We start from the raw sequence: 25,507 nt of genomic DNA on the forward strand, positions 1-25,507 counted from the left end.
TGACAATCATCCTCTTTGGTGATGTAGATCTTGGAACCGGCCGCCCGTGTGGCGTACCGTGTCTTCCGAGAACGCATTGTCGTGATGCTTCGTTACAGAAAGATTAAATCGCGCTGCACAAATCAGAAATGTCGATCAGGCTCGGTCCTCAGGCTACCGCCTGCTCGACCACCCCGGCGATTTCCCTGGCAAGGCGCTCGACCCGCTCCGCGTCCGCCCCCTCCACCATGACCCGCAACAGCGGCTCGGTGCCGGACGGGCGCAGCAACACCCTGCCCTCGCTACCCAGCTCGGCGGCGGCCCCCGCTTCAGCCTTCGCGATCGCTGACGCCGACTGCCAGTCGAACCCTGCCGGCAGACGAACGTTGATGAGCTTTTGTGGGTAGAAGACCAGATCGCTGCACGCCTCGGCCAACGTCTGGCCATGACGTTTTAGCGCGGTGAGCACCTGGAGTGCAGAAACGATACCGTCTCCGGTGGTGTGGCAATCGAGGCAGATGATGTGCCCCGAGTTTTCGCCGCCGAGCTTCCAGCCCCGCCGGTGAAGCAGTTCGAGCACGTAGCGGTCGCCAACCTTGGCGCGGTCGAATGGCACCCCGAGCCTGTCGATCGCATGTTCGAAACCGAGATTGCTCATAAGCGTTCCGACCACGCCGTCGAGCGTGCCAGCGGCCTTGCGATCCCTGGCGATGACGTAGAGCAGTTTGTCCCCGTCGTAGGTCTCTCCGGCCGCATCGACCATGATCAAGCGGTCGCCGTCGCCGTCGAGTGCGATGCCAATGTCGGCCCTGCTCTCCAGCACCGCCCGCCGCAGACTCTCTGGACGGGTTGCTCCCACGCCGTCATTGATGTTCAGGCCATTGGGCGATACCCCCACGGGAAATACCTCGGCGCCCAGTTCGTGAAACACACTTGGCGCGATGTGGTACGCGGCACCGTGCGCGCAGTCCAGCGCGATCCTCATGCCTCGCAGGTCGAGTTCATTGGGGAACGTACTCTTGCAGAACTCGATGTAGCGCCCTGCGGCATCCTCGATGCGGCGCGCCTTGCCGAGATTGGCGGAGTCCACGCAACCCATCGGTCGATCCACCCACTCCTCGATTTCGAGCTCCACCGCATCCGGCAACTTGGTGCCATTTGCCGAGAAGAACTTGATGCCGTTGTCGAAATAAGGGTTGTGAGAGGCTGAAATCACGACGCCAGCCTGCAGACGCAGCGCGCGCGTGAGATAGGCGACGGCGGGGGTCGGTACAGGCCCGGCGAGCATGACGTCCACCCCGGCCGCTGAAAAGCCGGACTCCAGAGCTGCCTCAAGCATGTAGCCCGAAATCCGGGTGTCCTTGCCGATAAGCACCGCCGGCCGCTCGCCGGCCGGCAGGTGCTCACGCCTCACCAGCGCGAGGCCCGCTGCATAACCGAGGCGCATCACGAAATCCGGTGTGATCGGGGTTTCGCCCACCTTGCCGCGCACCCCGTCGGTGCCGAAATACCTTCTCGCCATGATCGCGCCAACTTTGCCAAAAGTGGAATTATGACATCCTTGGTTTCCAGGTTTAACGCTCACGTGCGAATTCAACGACACGCTTCGAATTCAGCCAGTGCGCGGAGCACCGCCAGTGCATCGCGCGTCTCTGCGACATCATGTACACGCACGATCGCAGCGCCCCGCTCTGCCGCAAGCAGCGCGGCCGCCGCGCTCGCCGTGACACGCTCATCGATTGCGCGACCGGTAATGGCCCCGAGCATCGACTTGCGCGACAGCCCCGCAAGCACCGGATACCCCTTTGCAGCCAACCGGGGCAGTGCGGCCAGCAAGGCGAGATTGTGTTCAAGCGTCTTGCCGAAGCCGAATCCCGGATCAAGGACCACACGTGAGGCATCGACCCCAGCGGTCCGCAACACCGCAGCCCGCTCGATAAGGAATTCGGCCACCTCGCCCACCACATCGGCGTATTGCGGCGCGGACTGCATCGTGCGCGGTTCGCCCCGCATGTGCATCACGCACAGGGCCGCATCGGAGCCGACCACCGCCTCAATCGCACCTTCGGCTCGAAAACCGGCGATGTCGTTGATCATCGCTGCGCCCGCGCGGATCGCCGCCTGCATCACCTGTGGTTTGACGGTGTCCACCGACACCGGGACCGCCCAGTCGGCCAGCCGCTCGACGAGCGGCAGCACGCGATCCAACTCTTCCTGAGCACTGACTGGAGCAGCACCTGGGCGCGACGACTCGCCACCCACATCCAGAATGTCAGCGCCCGCTTCAACGGCTGCCTCTGCTTGTCGCAAGGCCTTGTCGAGACGCCCCACGAGGCCGTCGCCGGAAAAGGAGTCCGGCGTCACGTTGAGCACCGCCATGATGTGCGGTCGCGAGAGGTCGAGTTGAAACCGACCACAGTTCAACACGCAGTTTTTGATCATATGCCGAGTTGTCATGAAAGCGTCTCCAGTGTGAAACACATCCGCGGCAAACTTCACGGTCTGCATCCGCTTGAGTTGGCAGACGTTGCTCGAAGGGGAAAAAGGTTCATAATTAAATTTAAGTCATGATGCATGGCTGTATGCCCGAAGCCGCCTGCAGAGCGGGCCGGGCAGCAGTGCAATATCGCATCGTGACGGTTTGCGGAGGAGGAGTCAGCATGAGAGTTGAAGGCAAGATCGCGACCTGGCTCGACACGGTCGCGGCAACCCATTTTCACCACGCACCGGTCGAAGCCCGGTTGCATCCGATTTCGGGCAGTCAGCAATTGGGCGACGCCGACCCCGAACAACAATGCTATGCGATCTCCGTGGATGGCCGATGGCTGTGTTCGAGCAACGGTCGGATCACCATCCTGAAAGGCTTGAAAAGCGCTCGTCGCTTTCTCGACCTGCTTGACCTGTCAGGCTACCAGAACGGCGAACCGGCCCAGTTCGAGATCGACTGCACGACGAGCGCTCACTGCATGGCTTTCGACAAGCGCCGCGGCTTGCGAAACTGCACTCGGCTCTTTCAGGATCATCCAATCTGAAACCCTTCGCCTGAAAAAAGAGACCGGCCTCGGCCGGTCTCTTTTTTCTGCTGGCAAACGCGGTCAGGCGGCGGGCGCCGGGGCATTGGGTTCGGCACTGGGAGGCGCATCGTCCCTCGGACGCTTGGGCGGTTCGCCGGCCTGCTTCGGCGGGCGCGGCGGCTTACCCTCCATGATGTCGTTGATCTGCTCAGCATCGAGCGTTTCCCACTCGAGCAGGGCCTGGGTCATCGCCTCAATCTTGTCCTTGTTCTCCTCGATGAGACGACGCGCCAGCGTGTACTGCTGGTCGATGATGCGACGAATTTCGACATCGACCTTTTGCATCGTCGCCTCGGAGACGTTGCGGTGCGTGGTCACCTGGCGGCCGAGGAAGATTTCACCCTCCTCCTCGCCGTAGACCATGGGACCCAGATTGTCGGACATGCCCCACTGCGTCACCATGCGGCGCGCGAGATCCGTCGCGCGGGCAAAATCGTTCGATGCGCCAGTGGTCATCTGGTTCATGAAGATCTCTTCACAGATCCGCCCACCGAACAGAACCGCGATGGTCTGCAGGATGCGCTCGCGGTCCTGGCTGTAGCGATCGGACTCCGGCAACTGCATGGTCACACCCAGCGCCCGACCGCGCGGGATGATGGTGACCTTGTGCACCGGGTCGGTCTTGTCCAGCATCTTGGCGACAAGGACGTGACCGGATTCGTGGTAGGCGGTGTTCTTGCGCTCTTCCTCGGGCATGACCATGGAGCGGCGCTCGGCGCCCATCATGATCTTGTCCTTCGCGCGCTCGAAGTCCTCCATGTCGACCAGTCGCTTGGCGCCGCGAGCGGCGAACAGCGCCGCTTCGTTGACCAGGTTGGCCAGATCCGCACCGGAGAAACCCGGGGTGCCACGCGCAAGCACTACCGGCTCGACGTCCGGCGCAATCGGCACCTTACGCATGTGCACCTTTAGAATCTGCTCACGGCCACGGATATCCGGCAGCGGCACCACGACCTGGCGGTCGAAGCGGCCGGGACGCAGCAGCGCCGGGTCGAGAACGTCCGGGCGGTTGGTCGCTGCGATAACGATCACGCCGGTTTGACCTTCGAAGCCATCCATTTCGACGAGCAACTGGTTCAGCGTCTGCTCGCGCTCGTCGTTGCCGCCGCCCATACCGGCACCGCGCTGACGACCAACGGCGTCGATCTCGTCGATGAAGATGATGCACGGTGCGTGTTTCTTGGCCTGCTCGAACATGTCGCGCACCCGTGCGGCACCGACGCCGACGAACATTTCGACGAAGTCCGAACCGGAGATCGAGAAGAATGGCACCTTGGCCTCACCTGCGATCGCCTTGGCAAGCAGCGTCTTGCCGGTACCCGGCGAGCCGACCATCAGGACGCCCTTGGGAATGTGACCACCGAGCTTCTGGAAGCGAGACGGATCGCGCAGGAAGTCGACCAGTTCAGCCACTTCTTCCTTGGCTTCGTCGCAGCCGGCAACGTCGGCGAAAGTCAGGGAGTTGGCAGACTCGTCGAGCATTCTGGCCTTGGACTTGCCGAAGGAGAATGCCCCACCGCGGCCACCACCCTGCATCTGACGCATGAAAAAGATCCACACGCCGATCAGCAGCAGCATCGGGAACCAGGAGACGAAGATACTCATCAGGAAGGACTGGTCATCGTCCGGCTTGGCGGCGGTAACCGCAACGCCGCCGCGCATCAGATCGGACACCATCCAGATGTCCTGCACGCCCGGGGTGTAGACCGTGACCTGACGTCCGTCCTGCATTGTCGCTTTGACCACGCGACCGTCGATGGCCGCCTTGGTCACGCGGCCCGCCCGCGCTTCATCCATGAACTGCGAATACTCCATGGTGTTGGGCGCAACCTGTCGCGTGTTGAACTGGTTGAAAACCGTCATCAACACGACGCCGATCACCATCCAGATCGCAAGATTTTTGAACAGATTATTCAACGTCTTTTCCTTGTATGCCCGGCAGGGGCGGCAATGAACTGACCCATTCTATTAGCGAACGTTCCCACGAGCAAACCAATGATCGCGATCGAAAATGGTAATCGCCCTGGCATGGTGTGAATGCGCCAATGGGGCCCGGCTTGCACTTCATCCCCGAAGTCGCGCGAGGAGCGCGTCGAGCCCTGGATAGTCGTCGCGCAGAAGAACGAATTTGCGAGCGTGCTGACTCCATGATTCACCCCGCGCGAGCGATTCGACCACGCCACCGGGGTCGACGATCCAACTCCCCGCCAGCCCGTCCACCCCTCTCGAAAACAGCGGATCCGGCAGACAGCTCGCACCGGGCCCCAACAGCACGAGCCGCTCGGCCCCGCGACAGCGTCCGAGGATCGAGTCGAGGGTATCGTTCAGTAACACAGTACTGGTACATAAGACTTTGTTGCAGTTGCCGAGTTCGTCGGCATTGGCGGTCACCCGGTAGCCCTCATGCTCGCCAAGCAACTCCGTCTTGAGCTCAATGACCGTGAGGCGCGCGCCACTCGCAAGTACCCGCGGAATAAGCGGTGTGAAATGGCCGACCATGCCCACGTGATCGCCGGGCGACGGATCGATGCCGCCGAGACTGTCGGCTTTGCTGCCGGGAGCAAAACCCGCCCGATCGAACAGGCTGCGAGTCAGTGCGTTGATGGCGGCAAACCCGAGCGTCCGCGACACGTTGTCGGTCGACGCCCAGCCCCGCGCGAGCTCGAGGGCCTCGCGGCCCGTCATTGCCTCGAGCGCTGTCGAGGCATGAAGTCGCTCGAGCGTATCGTCGAGCAGCACGTAGGACAGTCCGAGCGTGCCGTCGTCGAGTTGCAGAGCGCAGAACTCACCTCGCCGGCTATCCACCACCTCTGGCCTCGGCAGACACACTCTCCGGATACGCGGACGCAGCCCGGCGTCAGCCGCGCGCTCGAAGCAGTCGATGAACGCTTCGACGATTCTCATGACACTCCTCCCTCACCGGTCGATCCACTATCGAGCGCTGTCCCACGCACCACCCGGGAGGCTTCGCTACCCGTAAGGGTGGCATTGCGCTGCCCTGCCCCGCGAAGGGCGCCGGGAAAATACTCTGCAGTAAGGCGACTACTGTGTACTGGCGAATCACTGGACGAACCGCCGAAGCGACGCCAATCCTTCACCCAATGGATATCGTCACACAATTCCAGCAGACCGATGGTTTCGCGGTCGCCAATCAGCATGCCCTGCACGCGCAGTCCAAGATCACCACGCGCCTCTTCCAACCTTGCAGCCAGCTCGGGCGTTGCACCAAACTCGCCATCGGTCACCAGCAACAGGTCCGCGAGCCGCCAATCGGCTGACTGCATGCGCGCCAGCACGGATTCGATCGGACCGCATATATCGGTCCCACCATGAAAGCTGCTTCCAAGAAAGCTCACCAACGCCGGCCAGTCCGACGCCTTGCCCCCGACGGTGATCTCCATCACCTCGCCCTCACCACCGAATGCGAACAGATGGCAGGGTCGGCGCTGAGTCAGGGCGACCCGCGCACACTCGAGTACCACGGCCTTGGCGACCGCCTCGGCACCACCGCGCATCGAGCCGCTGGTATCCACGCAAACCAGGATGGGACCAGACTCACGACGAGGCGCAGGTCGACACACCTCGCGCCAAACCGGCTCGGCGTCGAACACCGTCGAGCCGAAACGCTCGTCATCCTCGAACGCAAGCAAGGCCCGTTCGGCACGTCGCGCATGCCAGGCCAGACGCAAGCGGGGATGGCGCAACTGCATCGCCTCGACCGGAAGCATTCGCGCCACACGCCCGGAACGGTGGACTCCGCGGGTTTCGCCCGGCAGTTCGGGCACCGAAACTGTCGCCGCGGCAACCGTCACGCCGACGGGCCCGAGCTCACGCTCGGACCGGCAGGCCGCGTCATCGACCGTCTGCTCGGCATCGCGACCGCGTCCCAGGCGTCGAATGATCGCAACGAGTTCCGGCAGTCGTTCGATGAGGAGGCGGATCCGAACCACCTCCTCCCACTCGGTACTCCGCAACAGACCTTGGAGCGTATCCCAGCGGCAGTGCTTGAGAAGTTCATCGGCATCGCCAAGCACATCGATGAGGCTGTCGATCTCGCCCCGGCGTGACTCCCAGTCTGCAGCGAAGGCTTCGATCACCCTGTCCTCGGCCTCCGACTGGCTCGCACCCCGGTCTCGATAATCCACGATGAAGTCGCAGTGAAACAACAGGCTTTGCAGCAACATGTCGCTCATCGCTTCGGAGCCGGCGCAATAGCGCGGCAGGGCAAGGGAATCGATACACGCGATCAGTCCCCCGGCCAGACGCCCACCAGGCCAACGCAAGGCAGCCTGCTTCGGCAGGCATCCTTCGAGCAGCGACTCCCGCCAGTCGAGAAGCGAATCCAGCCGCTCGGGCAGACGGCCGAGCGCGTTCGTCAAGCCACCGAGCCACAAGGCACGAGGCAATTGCTCGAGCGCTGAAAGACGCGCTTCGGCACGCTGAAACAGTTCGACTGCAACGTCCATCAGTCAGTGGTCAAAACGGGATGCGGAACCGGGTCCGGCGCGGTGCCCGGGTCCGGAAGCAGGCGCGGAAGCGCCTCGAAACCGGCACGCGCGGCAAGCAGTCGCGCCCTCAGATCACGCAGGCGCGCTCCGCTTGCATCCAGACCCGACCTCACCAGACGCAAGAAACCGGGTTCGATCCACAGACTGGCCGCCTCGAAAGCCTCGAAGTCCCGCACTTGGGTGGCAAGCTCGGCATCGTAATCACACATGCGCGACAGGGCCTCGTCGATCTGGCCCACTCGTGCATCGATGTGGGTCTGACCATAACGCCGCTTGCGCGCCGCTGTCATGCGCAACGCCCCCGCACCGCCCTTGGCATCACCCACCTCCCCGGCCAGCGCCTCGGGAGAAAAGCGCAGGCGACCGCTCTCGTCGTAGTCCAGATCGTTGGCCTCACGCTCGGCAAGCAGCTGCGCCTCAAACGCCTCAACGACGCGAGGCAGGCGCTCCGGCAGACACCGGACGCCAACCCCTAAACGGTCGAGCAGCCAATCGCTTACCGCGTGCTGCACCTGTGCGTCGGCCGAGACACAGCACGGCAGCAGCCCCAGATCCCAACGACTCACGACAGAACGACCCTCGCTCGCCGCAGCGGTGCGCAGTACATGCACGATCTTGACCCAGCGTCGGTCCGAGACGTAGCACGCCTGTGCGACCATCCAGGCGCGCAGTTCGGCAAGCAGAAACCCGACCAGTGGTTCGAGTGCGACATTCTCAGCCGCCTCTGCCAGCGCCGCACGCTCGGCCTTGTCCAGCGGCGCCACCCGGACATCAAGATTAACCCCGGTCGGCATGGCAAGCAGTGCGAGAAAACCGTCCTCGCTGACCGGCACAACCGGCACCAGCATCAGGAAGCGATCAAGAAACGCCTCCCCCACTTCGTCTTCCGGCACCGTGTTGGTCGCTCCGATCACGCTGATCAGCGGGCAGGCGATACGCCCCGCACCATTGTCGAACTCCCGTTCGTTGAGCAGTGTGAGCAAGGCATTGAGAATCGCGCTATTGGCCTTGAAAACCTCATCGATGAACGCAATCGAGGCGTCCGGCAGAAACCCGGCCACATGACGCTCATAACGATCCTGTTCGAGCGCGCTTATCGACAACGGCCCAAACAGTTCCTCCGGCACAGTGAAACGGGTCAGCAGCCGCTCAAAGTAACGCACGTCGCCGAAGGCACGCTGCAAGCGGCGAGCGAGCTCGCTCTTGGCAGTGCCGGGCGGTCCGATCAGGAGGGTGTGCTCCGCTGCAAGCGCAGCCAGCAGCGCCATGCGCAGTTCGCGCCTGCGCTCCACCAAGCCGCTCTCCAAGGCGTCCAGCAAACCGGCGAGGCGCTCCCGACCAGCCCAGGTGGTTCGTGAATCCGATGAGGAAAGCTGTTCCACCATATCCTCCTCCGCGGCGCTCGTTCGTCAGCCGAGCACCAACGACTCCAGTCCATCAGCGCCATTAAACCTCAATGATGGATCGGCGCAGATCAGCGCGCCTTGACCCTGCTCAGTCCGACAGGACTTGTCTCAGTGCGGCCCCCATTGCAGTCGCGGTCTGAGCACCGGATACTGCGATTCGTCGATCGATGATGAAGAAAGGCACCCCTGTCACACCCTGCTTCTGCACCTGGCTCGCCATCTTGCGGACAGCTTGTTCGTCGCTCGGGCCGCTCAAGTACTCGACGACCGCTTCTCGCCGGTCGCCGCACTCCGCAGCGATGTCGGCCAGTGTCTCGATACTGCCGATATCCCGCCCCTGCTGAAAATAGGCGACGAAGATCGCCTCGACAAGGGCGTCCACCCGGTCGGATCGATAGCCCAAGGATTGCGCCCGATAGCACAAGCGGTGCGCACGCAGCGTATTGGGTCGCAAGGCGATACGCTCGAAATCGAAGCTCAGCTCATCGCTGGCGGCTTGACTGACGTCGGCCAGCAATCGGTCGACCGCAGCCCGTCCGCCGAACTTGGCTTCGAGAAAAGGCCTGTAGGGCTCACCGGCGACCGGAGTGCCGGGATTGAGGAAATACGGCAGCCAATTGACCTGAACTGCCAGCCCCGGGCGCTCGGCGCGCAGGCTGGCAAGCGCCGCCTTCAAACGTCTGCGCCCCAGAAAACACCACGGACAAACGAAGTCCGACACCACGTCCACGACCAAAGCCATGCGATTACTCTCCTCAAACTCACTCAGGAGCGGAACCCGCCCCCTCAACCCTTGAAACCGGTGCCGAGCAGATAGACTTCCGGGCTGCGGTCGCGCGAGGCCTTGGGCTTGCGCACGGCCAGGGTCCGGAAATGCTGTCTTGCCTCTTCACGGAACTCCATGAAGCCCGCCCCCTGGAACACTTTGACAACGAAGGCGCCGCCCTCGCGGAGATGATTGACGGCGAAGTCAAGGGCGAGCTCGGCCAAATGGATCGAGCGCGCCTGGTCGGTCAGCTCGATGCCGGACATGTTGGGCGCCATATCAGACAACACTACATCCACCCGCGAGCCCCCGAGCCCCGCGGTGAGCTCATCGAGGACGCGGTCCTCGCTGAAATCACCCTGGATGAAGTCGACACCGGTAATCGGCTCGATAGCCAGCAGGTCAAGTGCGAAGACCCGCCCCCCAGCACAGCGCTTGACTGCCACCTGACTCCACGAGCCAGGGGCAGCGCCAAGGTCGACGACGGTCATGCCCGGACGCAACAGGTGGTCACGGTCGTCGATCTCGAGCAGTTTGTACGCTGCGCGTGCCCGGTAGCCCTCCGCCTTGGCACGTTGCACGTAAGCGTCATTGACATGCTCCATCATCCACGCTTTGCTGGTCTTGGTTCGCTTCATCGGAGTAGAATTCGTCCTTGGCAAAAAAAATTGAGACCGAAGCGCCGTTTTCGGTCAGACGCCGACCTTTGGCTTAAGGATGTCGGCTGCCACGATACCAGCACGTGTCCCCTGTTTCCGAGAACCGCCCAGCAACGCTGAGCCGTAACGGCCCGAGCGAGCGGTCCTTTTCAAATACGAGAACCATCCATGATCGAACTCAGCCCAGCACAGCGCCGGGAACTGCGCGCCAGCGCCCACCATCTCAACCCCGTCGTCAGCATCGCCGGCAACGGCCTCACCCCAGCGGTCATGCAGGAGATCGAGCGCAGCCTGCAAGCACATGAACTCATCAAGATCAAGGTGCACGGCGTCGAGCGCAACGATCGCGAGATGCTCATGCACGAGGTCTGCAACGCTCTGGAAGCCGCCCCGGTGCAGCACATCGGCACCATTCTCGTGGTTTGGCGCAAACGCCGAGAAGAGGAAAGACCCAGCGGCGCCGCAGCCACCAAGCTCACCGGCGACAAGCGCCCCTCCAAGGCGAAATCCGCCCGGGTGTTCGCCGCCAACGCAAGGCGCTCGGCGCTGATGCGCGAGGCGGCCGAGCGCCGGCGGAAAGCGCCTCGAGGCGCCAAACCGGGCGGATCCGGTCGCAACCGTTAAACTTGGAATTAAACACAACGGGCCGCAATGTGCGGCCCGTTGTGTTTTCGCTCGCACCTCAGACGTAACGCACGTCGATGATTTCGTACTCCCGAACGCCGCCGGGCGCCCTCACCTCAGCGATATCGCCGGAATACTTGCCGATCAGCGCACGCGCGATCGGCGAGCTCACCGAGATCTTGCCGGCCTTTACGTCCGCCTCGTCGTCGCCCACGATCTGGTAGGTGACGGTATCGCCACTTTCAAGGTCCTCGAGTTCCACCGTGGCGCCAAAAACACAGCGACCGTCCGCGTCGAGCAGCTTGGGGTCGATGATCTGAGCATTGGACAGCTTGGCCTCGAGCTCCTTGATGCGCCCTTCCAGAAAACCCTGGCGTTCCTTGGCCGCGTCATACTCGGCGTTTTCGGACAGATCGCCGTGTGAACGAGCCTCGGCAATCGCGGCGATGACGTTGGGACGTTCGACGGTCTTGAGTCGATGCAACTCAGCCTTGAGCGCCTCCGCGCCATTTACGGTCAAAGGTGTCTTGTTCATGCTGCGGGGTTCAGTTGCGCGTGCAGGGATTGCAGGCTGTACACGTCGAGCCCGTCGAGGTGTCGCATGCCCATGCACGCGGCACGAGCGCCCTCGATGGTCGTAAAGACCGTGAGCTTCGCCGTCAGTGAGCTGGTGCGGATCGAGCGCGAATCCATGATTGCCTGACGTTTCTCCTCTACGGTGTTGATGACCAGCGAGACCTCACCGTTCTTGATCAGATCGACCACATGCGGCCGTCCTTCGTTGACCTTGTTCACCGCCCTGACCGGCAGGCCGGCAGCCTCGATGGTGGCAGCGGTGCCACGCGTGGCGACCAGGGTAAAACCCTGTTCGACCAGCATGCGGGCCACCTCGACCGCCACCGGGCGATCACCGTGCTTGACGCTGATGAAGGCACAACCCTTGGTCGGCAACTTGGTGCCGGCTGCGATCTGAGACTTTACGAAGGCTTCGGCGAAGCTCGGCCCGACACCCATGACCTCACCGGTCGACTTCATCTCCGGCCCGAGGATGGTGTCAACGCCGGGGAACTTGACGAAGGGGAAGACCGCTTCCTTGACCGAGTAGTACGACGGCACCACCTCGCCGGTGACGCCCTGGCTGGCGAGTGACTGGCCGGCCATGCAGCGAGCGGCAATCTTGGCCAACGGCAAACCGCAGGCCTTGGACACGAAGGGTACCGTGCGCGAGGCGCGTGGATTGACCTCGAGCACGAAGACCGTCGCGTTGTCGCCCTCGCCCTGAATCGCGAACTGCACGTTCATCAGGCCCACCACGTTCAGGCCACGAGCCATGGACTCGGTCTGACGGCGAAGCTCGTCCTGAAGCGCAACCGACAACGTATAAGGCGGCAGCGAGCATGCGGAATCGCCCGAGTGGACGCCAGCCTGCTCGATGTGCTCCATGATCCCGCCGATGATCACCTGCTTGCCGTCGGACAGCGCATCGACGTCGACCTCGGTGGCGTCGTTCAGGAAGCGGTCGAGCAGCACAGGCGACTCGTTGGACACCTTGACCGCCTCGCGCATGTAGCGCTCGAGATCACGCTGCTCATGCACGATTTCCATTGCGCGGCCACCAAGCACGTAACTCGGGCGAACCACCAGCGGATAGCCAATTTCGGCGGCGAGTCGCACGGCCTCTTCCGGTGTGCGCGCAGTGCGGTTGGGCGGCTGCTTGAGGCCGAGATCGTTGAGCAGCTTCTGGAAGCGCTCGCGATCTTCTGCAGCGTCGATCATGTCCGGGGTGGTGCCGATGATGGGCACACCGTTGGCTTCGAGCGCACGGGCACGCTTGAGCGGCGTTTGACCACCGAACTGCACGATGACGCCGACCGGCTTCTCGATGTGCACGATTTCGAGCAGGTCTTCCAACGTGATCGGCTCGAAATACAGGCGATCCGAGGTGTCGTAGTCGGTGGACACGGTCTCGGGGTTGCAGTTGACCATGATGGTCTCGTAGCCGTCCTCGCGCAGCGCAAGCGCAGCATGCACGCAGCAGTAGTCGAACTCGATGCCCTGCCCGATCCGGTTCGGTCCGCCGCCGAGCACCATGATTTTCTTCTTGTCGGTCGGCCGCGCCTCGCACTCTTCCTCGTAGGTGGAGTACATATAGGCGGTCGAAGTGGCGAACTCGGCCGCGCAGGTATCCACCCGTTTGAACACCGGGCGAACGCCCAACGCATGACGATGCAGGCGAACCGCGGTTTCATCGGAACCGAGCAGACCGGCGAGACGACGATCGGAGAAGCCCTTGCGTTTGAGCCCACGCAACTCGTCAACCTTGATCGCCTTGAGCGAACGGCCGGCGAGCGACTTCTCGGTGCGCACGATGTCCTCGATCTGGGCGAGGAACCACGGGTCGATCTTGGTCAGGTTAAAGACTTCCTCGAGGGTGTAACCCTCGCGGAAAGCCTGCCCCAGATACCAGATACGCTGGGCGCCCGGGTTGATCAGCTCGTGCTCGAGATCCTCGCGGTCGGTCTCGACTTCGTCCAGACCGTAGGCGCCGACCTCGAGGCCACGCAGCGCCTTCTGCAGCGACTCCTGGAAACAGCGACCCATGGCCATGACTTCGCCCACCGACTTCATCTGGGTGGTCAGGCGGTCGTTGGCCTGCGGGAATTTCTCGAACGCGAAGCGCGGAATCTTGGTGACGACGTAGTCGATCGACGGCTCGAAGGAAGCCGGCGTTGCACCGCCGGTGATGTCGTTCTTCAGTTCGTCCAGGGTGTAGCCCACAGCGAGCTTGGCTGCGACCTTGGCGATCGGAAAGCCGGTAGCCTTGGAGGCGAGCGCGGACGAACGCGACACCCGCGGATTCATCTCGATGACGATCATGCGGCCATCGTCCGGATTGATCGCGAACTGCACGTTGGAGCCACCGGTGTCGACGCCGATCTCTCTCAGCACCGCAATCGAGGCGTTGCGCAGCAGCTGGTATTCCTTGTCGGTCAGCGTCTGCGCGGGTGCGACCGTGATCGAGTCACCGGTGTGCACACCCATCGGGTCGAGGTTCTCGATCGAGCAGACGATAATGCAGTTGTCGGCGCGGTCGCGCACGACTTCCATCTCGTATTCCTTCCAGCCGATCAGCGACTCCTCGATGAGCAGTTCGTTGGTCGGGCTGGCTTCGAGGCCGCGTTTGCAGATCTCCTCGAACTCTTCCATGTTGTAGGCGATTCCGCCACCGGTGCCGCCCAGTGTGAAGCTCGGACGGATGATCACCGGGAAGCCGATACCACCCTGCACCTGCAGCGCCTCTTCCATGCTGTGCGCAATGCCCGAGCGGGCCGAGCCAAGTCCGATCTTGGTCATCGCGTCCTTGAACTTGAGACGATCCTCGGCCTTGTCGATGGCCTCACGCGAGGCACCGATGAGTTCCACACCGTACTTATCGAGCACGCCTTCACGGGCAAGGTCCAGCGCGCAGTTCAGCGCGGTCTGGCCGCCCATGGTCGGCAGGACCGCATCGGGGCGTTCCTTCTCGATGATGCGCTCGACCATCTGCCAGGTAATCGGCTCGATGTAGGTGACATCGGCGGTACCCGGGTCGGTCATGATCGTTGCCGGATTGGAGTTGACCAGGATCACCCGGTAACCCTCTTCGCGCAAGGCCTTGCAGGCCTGGGCGCCGGAGTAGTCGAATTCGCAGGCCTGACCGATGATGATCGGGCCGGCGCCGATGATGAGAATGCTTTGAATGTCTGTGCGCTTAGGCATCGCCTAACCTCGATATTGCCGTTTGAGCAGCCGCCACGGCGGCTGCGGAAATCACTTGCGGGCTTCGATCATGCTCACAAAGCGGTCGAACAGATAAGCCACATCGTGCGGGCCAGGGCTCGCCTCCGGATGCCCCTGGAAGCAGAACGCCGGCACGTCGGTGCGCGCAAGCCCTTGCAGGCTGCCGTCGAACAGCGAGGCGTGGGTCGCACGCAGATTGTCCGGAAGCGAATCCGGATCCACTGCAAACCCGTGGTTCTGGCTGGTAATCAGCACCTGTCCGCTGTCCAGATCCTTGACCGGGTGGTTGGCGCCGTGATGGCCGAACTTCATCTTCATCGTCCGCGCACCGGAGGCCAGGGCCATCAGCTGATGGCCAAGGCAGATACCGAACGTGGGAATGCCCTTGGCCAGGAATTCGCGGATCGCGGCGATCGCGTAATCGCAGGGCTCCGGGTCGCCGGGGCCATTCGAAAGGAAGATGCCGTCCGGATTCATCGCCAGCACGTCGGCAGCCGGGGTCTGCGCCGGCACCACCGTGAGGCGGCAACCACGACTGGCGAGCATGCGCAGGATATTGCGCTTGACGCCGAAATCGTATGCGACCACATGATGGCGCGGCGACTCGGCGCGGCCGTAGCCCTCGCCAAGCACCCATTCGGTTTCTCCCCACTCGACGGTCTCTGCGCCACTGACCTCGCGTGCAAGATCCATCCCTGCCAGACCGGGAAACTCGCGAGCAGCAGCGATGGCCGCCTCGGCGCTGGGAGGACCACTCGCATCACCGGTCATGATGCAACCGGGCTGCGCCCCCTTTTCGCGCAGGATGCGAGTCAGTTTGCGGGTATCGATGTCTGCGATGGCAACGATGTTCTCGTCGCGCAAGTAGGCATCGAGCGAACGATCCATGCGGAAGTTGGACGCCAGCAGGGGCAAATCGCGAATGACGAGTCCGGCAGCATGCACGCGCGAGGCCTCGACATCTTCGGGATTCACTCCGGTGTTGCCGATGTGCGGATAGGTGAGCGTGACAATCTGCCGGCAATAGCTGGGGTCGGTAAGGATTTCCTGGTACCCGCTCATCGACGTATTGAAGACGACTTCGCCGACGGTGCGGCCGGTCGCTCCAATGCTCTTGCCCACGAAAACGGTGCCGTCGGCGAGCGCCAACAAGGCTGACTGTGATGCAGTCACGACAAACTCCTGAATTCAACCGAGTGAAGGAGGCGACGGACCGGCGGGCGCCCCCATACGTGAAAAAACGGGACGGGCCCGCTGGCCTATCCCGCTGAAACCCCTAAATTATATCGTTCGGGAAGGGGCGACGCAAACGCGTTCAGGCCCGAAGCGACTGCCGGAGAATCTTGCTGAGTCTGTCCAGATTGGTCAGAAGCTCGGTAAGCGGCGTTCCGAACACCGCGTGGTCGCCGGCACGCGCGAGCTTTTCAACCCGGGCGGCAGAGTCTGCGGCGACAGAGGCGAAGAAGACGCCTACCGACCCCTTGGTGCTGTGCGCCACTTCAGCCAGCCTCGCGAAATCCTCTTTGGCGCGACATTGGCGCAGATCCGTCATGGTCTTGTTGATGTCACGAAAATAGATCTGAAGCAGTTGCTGCAAAGCCTCTGTGTCGCCATCGAGCAACTCGAGCGTCTGCTCGAGGTCAGCATCCTCGGACTGTCCGCCCGGCGTGCTTTCAAGAAACATCAACTCATTCGAGCTCTCGAGCGATTCGGTTTCATCCGTAGCCACCCGTGTGAGCACTGCATAGAGTTCCGCAGGGCGGACCGGCTTGGTCACGAAATCGTCCATGCCAGCCTCCATGCACTGTATCCGGTCGGCATCGCTGGTATGGGCGGTCATCGCGACGATTGGCACCGGGCGCCAGTTGCCAGAAGACATGACCCAGCTATGGCGCGCCTCGCGAGCCCGTATCGCCCGGGTTGCTTCGAGCCCCCCCATGACCGGCATCTGCATGTCCATGAACACCACGTCGAAGCGGTCGCATTCGAACATGTCGAGGGCTTCCTGGCCATCGTTGGCGACCGTCACCGAGCATCCGGCCCGCTCGAGCATCTTCACCGCGATCGTCTGGTTGACGAGATTGTCCTCGACAAGCAGAACGCTGAGCTCCTGCCTGTCACCCGCGAGCGAGTCGCTGATCGTCGCCTGAGGATCGAACTTCAGAAAATCGGGAACCTCATCTTCAAGCGGCCCGTCACGCGCCAGAACGAGCGCGCCCAAGACCTCGTCCAGCATGAAAGGCTTGGCGATGCGCGCGGTGATGCCCAGCTTGTCGCAACGCGCAATCTCGTTGTTCTGCTCGTGACTGGACAACATCATCACCACGCGATCCAGCGTTGCACCCTCGCCCGCAAGTCGCTCGGCGAGAGTGAATGCGCCGTCGTCCGGCAAGGCAGCATCGAGGAGCATGAATCCGTAGGGATCGAATCCGCTACGCTCCGCGTGCAGTTGTTCGATGGCGGAGTCGACGCGGGTTGCCAGCACGGGTCGCAAGCCCGCTGCAGACAACAGCGAACAAAGGTGCCTGCCAAGCGGCGGATTGGGCTCGACCACCAGAACCTTGGCACGCGCAAGCGAACCGGCATTCGGTGCGCTCGCTCCGCGAACGACCTCGAAGTCGACCGAGAAGCTGAAGGTGCTTCCAGTCCCGGGACTGCTGACGAGCGCCAGGCGACCACCCATCAGTTGAACCAGTTGACGGCAAATGGACAATCCGAGCCCGGTACCACCGTACTTGCGGGTCGTACTCGAATCGGCCTGGGTAAATACGTCGAAGATGGCTTCCTGCCGCTCTTCGGGGATTCCGATTCCGGAATCGCGGACCGCGAATTCGAGACGAGCACGCGAACCCTCACACTCCTCGACACGAACGCTCAGCGCGATCTCACCCTCATGAGTGAACTTGACCGCATTGCCGAGCAGATTCAGCAACACCTGCCGCAAGCGACCCGGATCACCACGCACACGCGACGGCACGTCGCTGGCGATCTGGCAGAAGAGTTCAACGCCGCGCCTGTGTGCGTTGAGTGCCATCGCCTTGGCCAGGTCGGATGACAACTCCTGCAGAGAGAACTCGACGCTCTCGAGCTGGAGCTTGCCGGCTTCGATCTTCGAGAAGTCCAGGATGTCATTGATGATCACCAGCAGCGATTCCGCCGAAGACTTCACCGTGCGCAGGTAATCACGTTGCTCCTGAGCGAGCGTGCTGTCGAGGAGCAACTCGGTCATGCCGATGATTCCGTTCATCGGCGTCCGGATCTCGTGGCTCATGTTCGCAAGAAACTGGTCCTTGGCCTTGCTGGCCGCCTCGGCCGCCTCCTTGGCCGCCACCAGAGCCTGCTCAGCCTCCTTGCGGGCAGTCACGTCAAGAAACGTGCCGACAATCCGCTTCCAGCGGCCGTTTTCCTGCTTGCCGTCAACCCGACCGGCAACAAGCAACCAGCGCCATTCATCACCGGAGGATCTGACCCGGATATCGGACTCGAAGGCTGGCAGATCACCCTTCACATGAGCCTTGAGCAGTCGCTCGGCGCGTTCTACGTCCTCGTCGTGCAGCCAGCGCTGCCAGTCGCGTCGAACCGCATCCTTGTCACCGACGGCAAGCGTCTCGCCAAAATGCTGCAACCAGAAAGGATCAACGTCAAAGCGCCCACTACCAAGATCGAGTTGCCAGTAGCCGGCGCCAACGGCATGCAGCCCCCGACTGAGACGATCGGTGACCTCCGCGAGGCGCTGCTCGGCGTCGACCAGAGCCGCCCGCAGGCGCGCGTTCTCGGCTTCCAGACCGGTGCGCTCATTGCTCGACGCAGAGTCGGGTTGCCAGGATTCCGACATCAGACCTCCGGTCGCGCACTCGCGCCATCAGTCCATGCAGGCGAACCAGCCTCGCTGCGAGTCATCGCAACCCCAGAACGTCCTGCATATCGAACAAGCCGTTCCGTCTCCCGGAAAGGAAGCGGGCAGCACGCATCGCGCCGACCGCGTACGGCATGCGACTGCCCGACTTGTGAGTAATCTCTATGCGCTCGCCAAGGCCGGCGAACAACACCGTGTGGTCGCCGACGATATCGCCACCACGAATCGTCGAAAAGCCGATGGTCTCGCTCTTGCGCTCGCCGGTCACACCCTCGCGGCCGCAGATGGCACAGTGTTCCAGATCACGACCCAACTCACGCGCTACGATCTCACCCATACGCAACGCGGTGCCAGACGGCGCGTCGACCTTGAAACGATGGTGCGCCTCGATCACCTCGATGTCATAGCCCTCATCGAGAATCTTCGCGGCCACCTCGAGAAGACGAAACACGGCATTGACGCCAACTGCCATGTTCGGGGCGAACACCACCGGCACGTCGCGTGATGCCTGTTCGACGGCAACCTTGTCGTCGGTCCCAAGGCCGGTCGTACCGATGACCACCGCCTTGCCCAACTCCCGCGCAAGGGCCAGATGTCGAAGCGTACCTTCCGGGCGCGTGAAATCGATCACACAGTCCGCTGCCGAGATCGCCGTCCGCGCATCGTCGCCAATAATGACACCGGTTGCCGCCCCGCTGGTTTCACCGACGTCGCGACCAACGAAGGCCGAGCCCGGTTGTTCGAATGCCGATGCCAGCTCGATCGCATCATCGTTCAGCGCAGCCTCCACCAGCATGCGCCCCATTCGTCCGGACGCACCAGCGACCGCCACGCGAACCTTGTTCATTAATCCTCTCCCGCGCGAATCCCGGCAGGACTCGTCGTCATTGCATCCACTCTTGCCTCAGCGACGTCGCTGGGGCGCTTCGATCTCGACCACCCGGCTACGCTCCGTCGTCGCGCCAACCGTCTCGCTTCCGTCGGCTGCAACCACATCACCGTCGACACGGTCGAGCAGATCATCAACGAAGAATACGCTGATCACGCGCTGCTCCGCCGGCCCACGGCCGGGCTGGAACAGATACACGTAGTCCCAGCGGTCTTCACGGAAGACATCCACCACCAGCGGAGTGCCGAGCACGAAGCGAACTTGCTCGCGGGTCATGCCGCGCCGAAGCTGGGCGACCATGGACTGATCGACATAGTTGCCCTGTCGCACGTCGATTCGATAGGGGTTAACCCGGTCGGTGAGCGCATCGAAAGAGCAAGCCGTGAGCACGAGGGCCGCGGAAACCACCGCTAGTAGGGTTTTTGAGTGCATGTGACTGGCAAGAAGGTGGAAATACTTGAAGAATGGAATCGTTCTCAGAACGAGTCGAAAAATATATCATAGGGCGACTCGAGCCGGTTCGCTCATACGCAGTGCTCGCTGATGTGACCCACGGCACAGCGCCAAAGCTAACACCCCAAGGGGTTCCAATGACCGACAATTCCAAGAATCTGAAGAACATCGGCCTCAAGGCGACCTATCCCAGGCTGAAAATCCTCGACCTGTTTCAGCATTCGGAACTACGCCACCTGACCGCCGAGGACGTATACCGTTCGCTGATGTCCGAGGGCATGGATATCGGTCTGGCAACCGTTTATCGGGTGCTGACCCAGTTCGAACAGGCTGGGCTGCTCGAGCGGCACTACTTCGAGGCTGGCAAGGCAGTCTTCGAACTCAACGAAGGTGGCCACCACGACCACCTGGTTTGTCTCGGCTGCGGGCACGTCGAGGAATTTTTCGATCCCGAGATCGAGCAGCGCCAGGTGCGCATTGCAAAAGAGCGGGGTTTCGAAGTCAAGGACCACGCCCTGTATCTCTACGCCGAATGCATCAAGACGGATTGCCCGCACCGCGAAAAGACGGATTGATCCGGGGGTCCAACGCGGTGCGTCAAACCGCACCTTTCGCCCGGCGAGACGGCTAGACCGACTCCCTGCGCAGCATCTCAGCCGCGTGGCTGCGCGTCGTGGCGGTGATATTCACGCCGCCGAGCATGCGCGCCACTTCCTCGATACGCTCCTCGTCATCGAGTTCGACAACCCTGCTGATCACGCCCTCGTCCACCTGCTGCTTGGATATGCGCCATTGCCAGTCCGCACACGCAGCCACCTGCGGCAGGTGCGTCACGCACAGGACCTGACGGTCGCGTCCCAGCCGACTTAGCATGGTGCCGACGATCTCCGCGACACCACCGCCAATTCCGACGTCCACCTCGTCGAAAATCAGTGTCGGGGTCGCGGACTCCCTGCTCGTCATCACCTGAATCGCCAGGCCGATGCGCGACAACTCGCCACCGGAGGCGACTTTCGCAAGCGATCGCAAGGGCTGGTTCGGATTGGCTGCGACCCGAAACTCGATCTGCTCGAGCCCGTTTGCGCTCCCGCTTTCGTCGGCCACCAGCGCGACCTCGAAACAGCCGCCGGTCATCGCGAGCCCTTGCATCGCCTCAGTCACCTCGCGCGACAGCGCTGCCGCTGCCGGCTTGCGTCGTGCACTCAGCTTCCTTGCGGCGACGAGATAGGCCTCATGCGCCTCGGTCTCGAGCTGCGCGAGTCTGGCCGGATCTGCCCGCTCGGTAAGTTCCGCGAGCTCATCGGCCCAGCGCGCCCTCAGGTCGGGCAAGTCTTCCGGCTGGACACGATGCTTGCGCGCAACATCCATGATTGCGCCGATACGGCGATCGAGCTCGGCAAGGCGACCCGGGTCGAGATCCAATCGGTCCCGGTATCTGCGCATGGCATGCAAGGCCTCATCGGCCTGTATCGCCGCACCGGCGACCAACTCCCTCGCCTCTTCGACAGCCGGGTCGATCTCGGCCATCGCCTCGACTCGTGCATTGAGGCTCTGCAGCATCGCCGTGATCGTGACTTCACCCTCAGCCAGAAGCGCGAGCGACGCTTCCGCTCCTTCGATCAGCGAAGCGGCATGCGCGAGACGACTCTGCTCCGCATTGAGCTCGTCCCACTCCCGAGAATCGAAGGCGAGCTGCGTGATCTCCTCGAGCTGCCATTCCAGCATCTCACGCTGACGTTCGGCCGCTGCCGAATCACGCTCTGCCTCGTTGCGGCGCTGAGACATCTTCAGCCAGGCGCGATAAAGCGCCGCAACCTCGCCCGCGAGCTCGCGGGCGCCGGCATGCGCGTCCACCAGCGCGCGTTGAGCGTCCTGGCGTAGCAAGGCATGGTGGGCATGCTGGCCGTGGATGTCGGCAAGGTACTCGCCCGTTTCACGCAACTGTGCGAGCGTCGCCGGCACTCCATTGATCCATGCGCGGGAGCGCCCTCCTGCCTCGACGACGCGTCTCAACAGGACCAACCCCTCCTCCAGCGGAATATCGAAACCTTCGAGCAACTGCGCGAGCGGACCCTCGTCGGGCAGGTCGAACTCCGCAGTGATATCGGCCTTGTCCCGACCAGTGCGCACACTGGCGGCATCTGCGCGCCCTCCCAAGGCAAGTCCGAGTGCGTCCAGCAGGATGGACTTGCCGGCGCCAGTCTCGCCGGTGAGCGTACCGAAGCCGGCACCAAAGTCGAGCTCTAGACGATCGACGATGACGAAATCGCGAATGGTTAGTCGTCGCAGCATGGATTACTCGGATTGCAGGAAAGGGGACGCTTCAGGGCAACCGGGGCACGGCGCTCCAGTGGAGCTTTTCGCGCAGCATCGCGAAGTAGCTGTACCCGGGCGGGTGCAGCAAGCGCACCACGTTCGGCGAACGCGAAATACGCACGCAATCACCCGAGCGTGCATCGAAATGCGTCTGACCGTCGCAGTGCACTCTGGCGTCGTGCGGTGGCAACAGCGCGATATCGATTGTGCAGTTGTCCGGCAGGGTAATCGGGCGGGCGGTCAAACCATGTGGGCAAAGCGGCACGAGCGCGATGCCTCCGACATTGGGATGAAGAATCGGCCCGTTGGCCGAGAGCGCGTAGGCCGTCGAGCCGGTAGGCGTGGTGACAATCATCCCGTCTGAGCGCTGGGTGTAGACGAATTCACTGTCGATGGAGACGTCGAACTCGATCATTCGGCCGATGTCGCCCTTATTGACGACGACATCGTTCAGCGCCAGCGTGCGAAACACCCGATCTCCATTACGCAAGACCTCGACGTTGAGCATCGAACGCCGCTCTTCCGAGTATTGGCCGGCAAGCATCTCGGTCAAGCGATCCACGGCCTCCTCACGCCCAACGTCGGTGAGAAAACCGAGCCGTCCCTGGTTTACACCGATGAGCGGCACATCGTGCTCCGCCAGTCGTCTCGCGGTATTCAACAGGGTGCCGTCACCGCCCAGCACCAGCGCCAGATCGCTGTTGGCACCGATCTCATCGTAAGTCGCCACCGCATAGCCACCGGCCATCCCGATTGAACTCGCGGTGCCCTGCTCGATCCACACCGTGAGCCCACGCTCGCGCAGAAATGCCGCAATGAGCAGCACCGCGTCGGCCACATCCCGACTCTGGTATTTGCCTACGATAGCAATGGTTTCGAAGTGCGCCTTCATGCCCGCGATTAAACCACATTAGGCGATCGCGCTGGTGCCAGACCACTCTCGCAGCGCACGGAACCCCGACAGAGATCGGCTTGCCAGGCCGGGGCACTGATATAGAATCGTCTCTGCCATGAATGAGCTCGACACCCGGTCACGAATCCTGCTGAAGACGCTAATCGAACGCTACATCGCCGAAGGTCAGCCGGTGGGCTCTCGTGCGCTTTCCCGTCACTCCGGCCTGGAACTGTCGCCGGCGACAGTACGCAACGTGATGAGCGATCTCGAAGAGATGGGTTTCATCACCAGCCCGCACACATCGGCCGGGCGCATGCCGACCGCCCAAGGATATCGCTTCTTCGTCGACTCGCTGCTCACCGTCCAACCCCTGGAACAGAACCGGATCCTGGAGTTGCGAGGGCAACTGCAGCCCAGCCAGCCACAACGCCTCATCAGTACCGCATCGCAGCTACTGTCCGACCTCACCCATTTCGCGGGGATCGTCGTCAGCCCGCGTCACGACGTAGCTCGCATCCGGCAGATCGAGTTCATCAGCCTGTCCGAAACGCGAATCCTGTTGATCATCGTCACCACGGCGGGCGATGTGCAGAACCGCATTCTGCTCACACAGCGACCCTACAGTGCATCCGAACTGGTCGAGGCGGCGAATTACCTGACTGCGCACTTCTCGGGCTTCTCCTTCGAGGAGATGCGCGGCCGCCTGCAGCGCGAGCTGAGCCAGTTGCGCAGTGACATCAGCGAGTTGATGGCAGCGGCGGTCGAAGCAGGCAACGAGGCCATGCAGGAAACCGACGAGCGTTACGTACTCTCCGGCGAGACCAACCTGCTCGACGTCGAGGATCTGTCGTCGAACATGACTCGCATCCGGGAGCTGTTCAAGCTCTTTGAACGGAAGACCAGCATGATGCAATTGCTCGACCTGTCGCAAAGGGCCAAGGGCGTGCAGATTTTCATCGGCGGCGAATCCGGCCTGTCCGAACTCGACGACTGCAGCGTGGTCACTGCCAGCTACGAAATCGACGGCAAGCTGGTCGGCTCGGTTGGCGTCATCGGCCCCACGCGGATGGCCTATCATCACGTCATCCCTATCGTGGACATCACCGCCCGCCTGCTGTCCAACGCCTTGTCCTCGCGTGACTGAGCGCTTGCACGCTGTCGCACCGACTGAATACTAGAAAGGATGATCATGGCGCGCTTCTGGCCCGAACCCGAATACACCCACGGCACGGCACCGACGACCGGGATCGTGCTTGTCAATCTTGGCACGCCATCGACACCGACTGCTGCCGGACTTCGCCCCTACCTCAAACAGTTTCTTTCCGATCCTCGCGTCGTCGAGATTCCGAAACTCGTATGGTGGCCAATTCTCAATGGCATCATCCTCAATCTGAGACCAGCCAAGTCAGCCGAGAAATACGCCAGCATATGGACCGACGAAGGCTCGCCGCTGAAAGCGCACACCGAGAAGCAGGCCAAGCTGCTTGCAGGTTATCTGCACAAGGCCGGACAACCCGACCTGCGTGTCGCATGGGCCATGCGCTATGGCGCTCCGTCGATTCCCGACACTCTGAACGCGCTGCGAGCCAAGGGCTGCACACGCATTCTCGTGCTGCCGCTCTACCCTCAATACGCCGCCAGCACCACCGCCAGCGTGATGGATGAAATCGCACGCTGCCTGACCCACTGGCGCAATCTTCCGGAGCTGCGCTTCGTACGCAACTTTCACGACCATCCCGCCTACATCGCCGCGCTTGCTCAAAGCGTGCGTGACCACTGGATGGAGAACGGCCAGGGCGACAAGCTCGTGATGAGCTTTCATGGCGTTCCGCGTCGCTCGCTCGATCTCGGCGACCCGTATCACTGCGAGTGCTACAAGACGGCACGACTCGTCGCCGAAGCACTCGAACTGCCGGCCGAGCGTTGGCAGGTGACCTTCCAGTCCCGCTTCGGCAAGGCGGAATGGCTGCAACCCTATACCGAGCCGACCCTGGAAAAGCTTGCTCATGGCGGCTTGAAGTCGGTCGACCTGATGTGCCCCGGCTTCGTCTCCGACTGCCTCGAAACGCTCGAGGAGATCGCAATGGAATGCAAATCCGCGTTCCTCGGTGCCGGCGGTGAGCGCTTCCACTACATCCCTTGTCTGAACGAGCGCCACGACTGGATCCAGGCGCTCGAAACCGTGGCGCTCGAGCACTTGGGCAACTGGCTGACACTGGCCGCCCCTGCCGAAAGCGAACTCGCAGCCGCCGCAGGTCGAGCCAAGGAACTTGGAGCAAAACAGTGACGCTCGACCCACGAC

The 25,507-nt window shown here is 62.5% G+C and carries 21 protein-coding genes; 5 read left to right on the forward strand and 16 right to left on the reverse strand.

Annotation, left to right across the window (positions count from 1 at the left end; genetic code table 11):
* Positions 1-148 precede the first annotated feature (148 nt).
* The gene (glmM, locus tag GPA21_RS10640) at positions 149-1,501 is read right to left on the reverse strand and encodes a phosphoglucosamine mutase (RefSeq protein WP_168988173.1); all 1,353 of its coding nucleotides are present in this window, start codon (positions 1,499-1,501) and stop codon (positions 149-151) included.
* A gap of 71 nt (positions 1,502-1,572) precedes the next feature.
* The gene (gene folP / locus GPA21_RS10645; RefSeq protein WP_246261901.1) at positions 1,573-2,436 is read right to left on the reverse strand and encodes a dihydropteroate synthase; all 864 of its coding nucleotides are present in this window, start codon (positions 2,434-2,436) and stop codon (positions 1,573-1,575) included.
* 203 nt (positions 2,437-2,639) lie between these two features.
* Between folP and GPA21_RS10650 the strand changes: the two genes are divergently transcribed.
* Positions 2,640-3,011, forward strand: a complete 372-nt coding sequence (locus GPA21_RS10650) for a hypothetical protein (protein WP_168988174.1) — start codon at positions 2,640-2,642, stop codon at positions 3,009-3,011.
* Between the two features lie 63 nt (positions 3,012-3,074).
* Here the strand turns inward: GPA21_RS10650 and ftsH are convergent, their stop codons facing one another.
* The 6 genes from ftsH to GPA21_RS10680 form a co-directional block, all read right to left on the reverse strand.
* Complete coding sequence (gene ftsH / locus GPA21_RS10655; RefSeq protein ID WP_168988175.1) at positions 3,075-4,970, reverse strand: ATP-dependent zinc metalloprotease FtsH; 1,896 nt, start codon at positions 4,968-4,970, stop codon at positions 3,075-3,077.
* A 147-nt stretch (positions 4,971-5,117) separates the two neighbouring features.
* Positions 5,118-5,957, reverse strand: a complete 840-nt coding sequence (locus GPA21_RS10660) for a Rossmann-like domain-containing protein (protein ID WP_168988176.1) — start codon at positions 5,955-5,957, stop codon at positions 5,118-5,120.
* Positions 5,954-7,519 carry a VWA domain-containing protein gene (locus GPA21_RS10665; protein WP_168988177.1) on the reverse strand — a complete coding sequence of 522 codons (1,566 nt, stop codon included), beginning with the start codon at positions 7,517-7,519 and terminating at the stop codon, positions 5,954-5,956. The genes GPA21_RS10660 and GPA21_RS10665 overlap by 4 nt, the downstream gene beginning before the upstream one ends.
* Positions 7,519-8,946, reverse strand: a complete 1,428-nt coding sequence (locus GPA21_RS10670) for an AAA family ATPase (protein WP_168988178.1) — start codon at positions 8,944-8,946, stop codon at positions 7,519-7,521. Before GPA21_RS10670 ends, GPA21_RS10665 begins: the two co-directional genes overlap by 1 nt.
* 109 nt (positions 8,947-9,055) lie before the next feature.
* A complete protein-coding gene (locus tag GPA21_RS10675; protein ID WP_168988179.1) occupies positions 9,056-9,709 on the reverse strand; it encodes a DsbA family oxidoreductase in 654 nt (217 codons plus the stop codon).
* Positions 9,710-9,753: 44 nt separating this feature from the next.
* Positions 9,754-10,371 (reverse strand): RlmE family RNA methyltransferase, encoded by a 618-nt coding sequence (locus GPA21_RS10680; RefSeq protein ID WP_168988180.1) that lies wholly within the window; start codon positions 10,369-10,371, stop codon positions 9,754-9,756.
* A gap of 189 nt (positions 10,372-10,560) precedes the next feature.
* Here GPA21_RS10680 and GPA21_RS10685 point away from each other — a divergent pair, with 189 nt between their 5' ends.
* Positions 10,561-11,016, forward strand: a complete 456-nt coding sequence (locus GPA21_RS10685; RefSeq protein WP_168988181.1) for a YhbY family RNA-binding protein — start codon at positions 10,561-10,563, stop codon at positions 11,014-11,016.
* Positions 11,017-11,074: 58 nt separating this feature from the next.
* On the opposite strand, the gene greA is transcribed toward GPA21_RS10685, so the two are convergent.
* From greA to GPA21_RS10715, 6 genes are all read right to left on the reverse strand, one after another.
* Positions 11,075-11,551, reverse strand: a complete 477-nt coding sequence (gene greA / locus GPA21_RS10690; RefSeq protein ID WP_168988182.1) for a transcription elongation factor GreA — start codon at positions 11,549-11,551, stop codon at positions 11,075-11,077.
* Positions 11,548-14,775: a carbamoyl-phosphate synthase large subunit gene (gene carB / locus GPA21_RS10695; protein ID WP_168988183.1), complete on the reverse strand. Its 3,228-nt coding sequence runs from the start codon at positions 14,773-14,775 to the stop codon at positions 11,548-11,550. Before carB ends, greA begins: the two co-directional genes overlap by 4 nt.
* Positions 14,776-14,826: 51 nt before the next feature.
* A complete protein-coding gene (gene carA, locus GPA21_RS10700) occupies positions 14,827-15,969 on the reverse strand; it encodes a glutamine-hydrolyzing carbamoyl-phosphate synthase small subunit (protein WP_168988184.1) in 1,143 nt (380 codons plus the stop codon).
* A 142-nt stretch (positions 15,970-16,111) separates the two neighbouring features.
* Complete coding sequence (locus GPA21_RS10705) at positions 16,112-18,631, reverse strand: response regulator (protein WP_168988185.1); 2,520 nt, start codon at positions 18,629-18,631, stop codon at positions 16,112-16,114.
* A 61-nt stretch (positions 18,632-18,692) separates the two neighbouring features.
* Positions 18,693-19,499 (reverse strand): 4-hydroxy-tetrahydrodipicolinate reductase, encoded by an 807-nt coding sequence (gene dapB, locus GPA21_RS10710; RefSeq protein ID WP_168988186.1) that lies wholly within the window; start codon positions 19,497-19,499, stop codon positions 18,693-18,695.
* 57 nt (positions 19,500-19,556) lie between these two features.
* Positions 19,557-19,973, reverse strand: coding sequence for an outer membrane protein assembly factor BamE (locus tag GPA21_RS10715; RefSeq protein WP_168988187.1), 417 nt, complete (start codon positions 19,971-19,973; stop codon positions 19,557-19,559).
* Between the two features lie 158 nt (positions 19,974-20,131).
* Between GPA21_RS10715 and fur the strand changes: the two genes are divergently transcribed.
* Positions 20,132-20,569, forward strand: a complete 438-nt coding sequence (fur, locus tag GPA21_RS10720; RefSeq protein WP_168988188.1) for a ferric iron uptake transcriptional regulator — start codon at positions 20,132-20,134, stop codon at positions 20,567-20,569.
* Between the two features lie 52 nt (positions 20,570-20,621).
* On the opposite strand, the gene recN is transcribed toward fur, so the two are convergent.
* Together recN and GPA21_RS10730 are read right to left on the reverse strand one after the other, a co-directional pair.
* A complete protein-coding gene (gene recN, locus GPA21_RS10725; protein ID WP_168988189.1) occupies positions 20,622-22,286 on the reverse strand; it encodes a DNA repair protein RecN in 1,665 nt (554 codons plus the stop codon).
* 31 nt (positions 22,287-22,317) lie between these two features.
* A complete protein-coding gene (locus tag GPA21_RS10730; RefSeq protein WP_168988190.1) occupies positions 22,318-23,202 on the reverse strand; it encodes an NAD kinase in 885 nt (294 codons plus the stop codon).
* Positions 23,203-23,320: 118 nt separating this feature from the next.
* On the opposite strand from GPA21_RS10730, the gene hrcA reads away from it, so the two are divergent.
* Complete coding sequence (hrcA, locus tag GPA21_RS10735) at positions 23,321-24,349, forward strand: heat-inducible transcriptional repressor HrcA (RefSeq protein ID WP_168988191.1); 1,029 nt, start codon at positions 23,321-23,323, stop codon at positions 24,347-24,349.
* A 45-nt stretch (positions 24,350-24,394) separates the two neighbouring features.
* Positions 24,395-25,492 carry a ferrochelatase gene (gene hemH, locus GPA21_RS10740; protein WP_168988192.1) on the forward strand — a complete coding sequence of 366 codons (1,098 nt, stop codon included), beginning with the start codon at positions 24,395-24,397 and terminating at the stop codon, positions 25,490-25,492.
* Positions 25,493-25,507: the final 15 nt, after the last annotated feature.

Origin of the sequence: Azoarcus taiwanensis, assembly GCF_012910885.1 — a bacterium.
In the GTDB taxonomy this organism is placed as follows: Bacteria; Pseudomonadota; Gammaproteobacteria; order Burkholderiales; family Rhodocyclaceae; genus Azoarcus_F; species Azoarcus_F taiwanensis.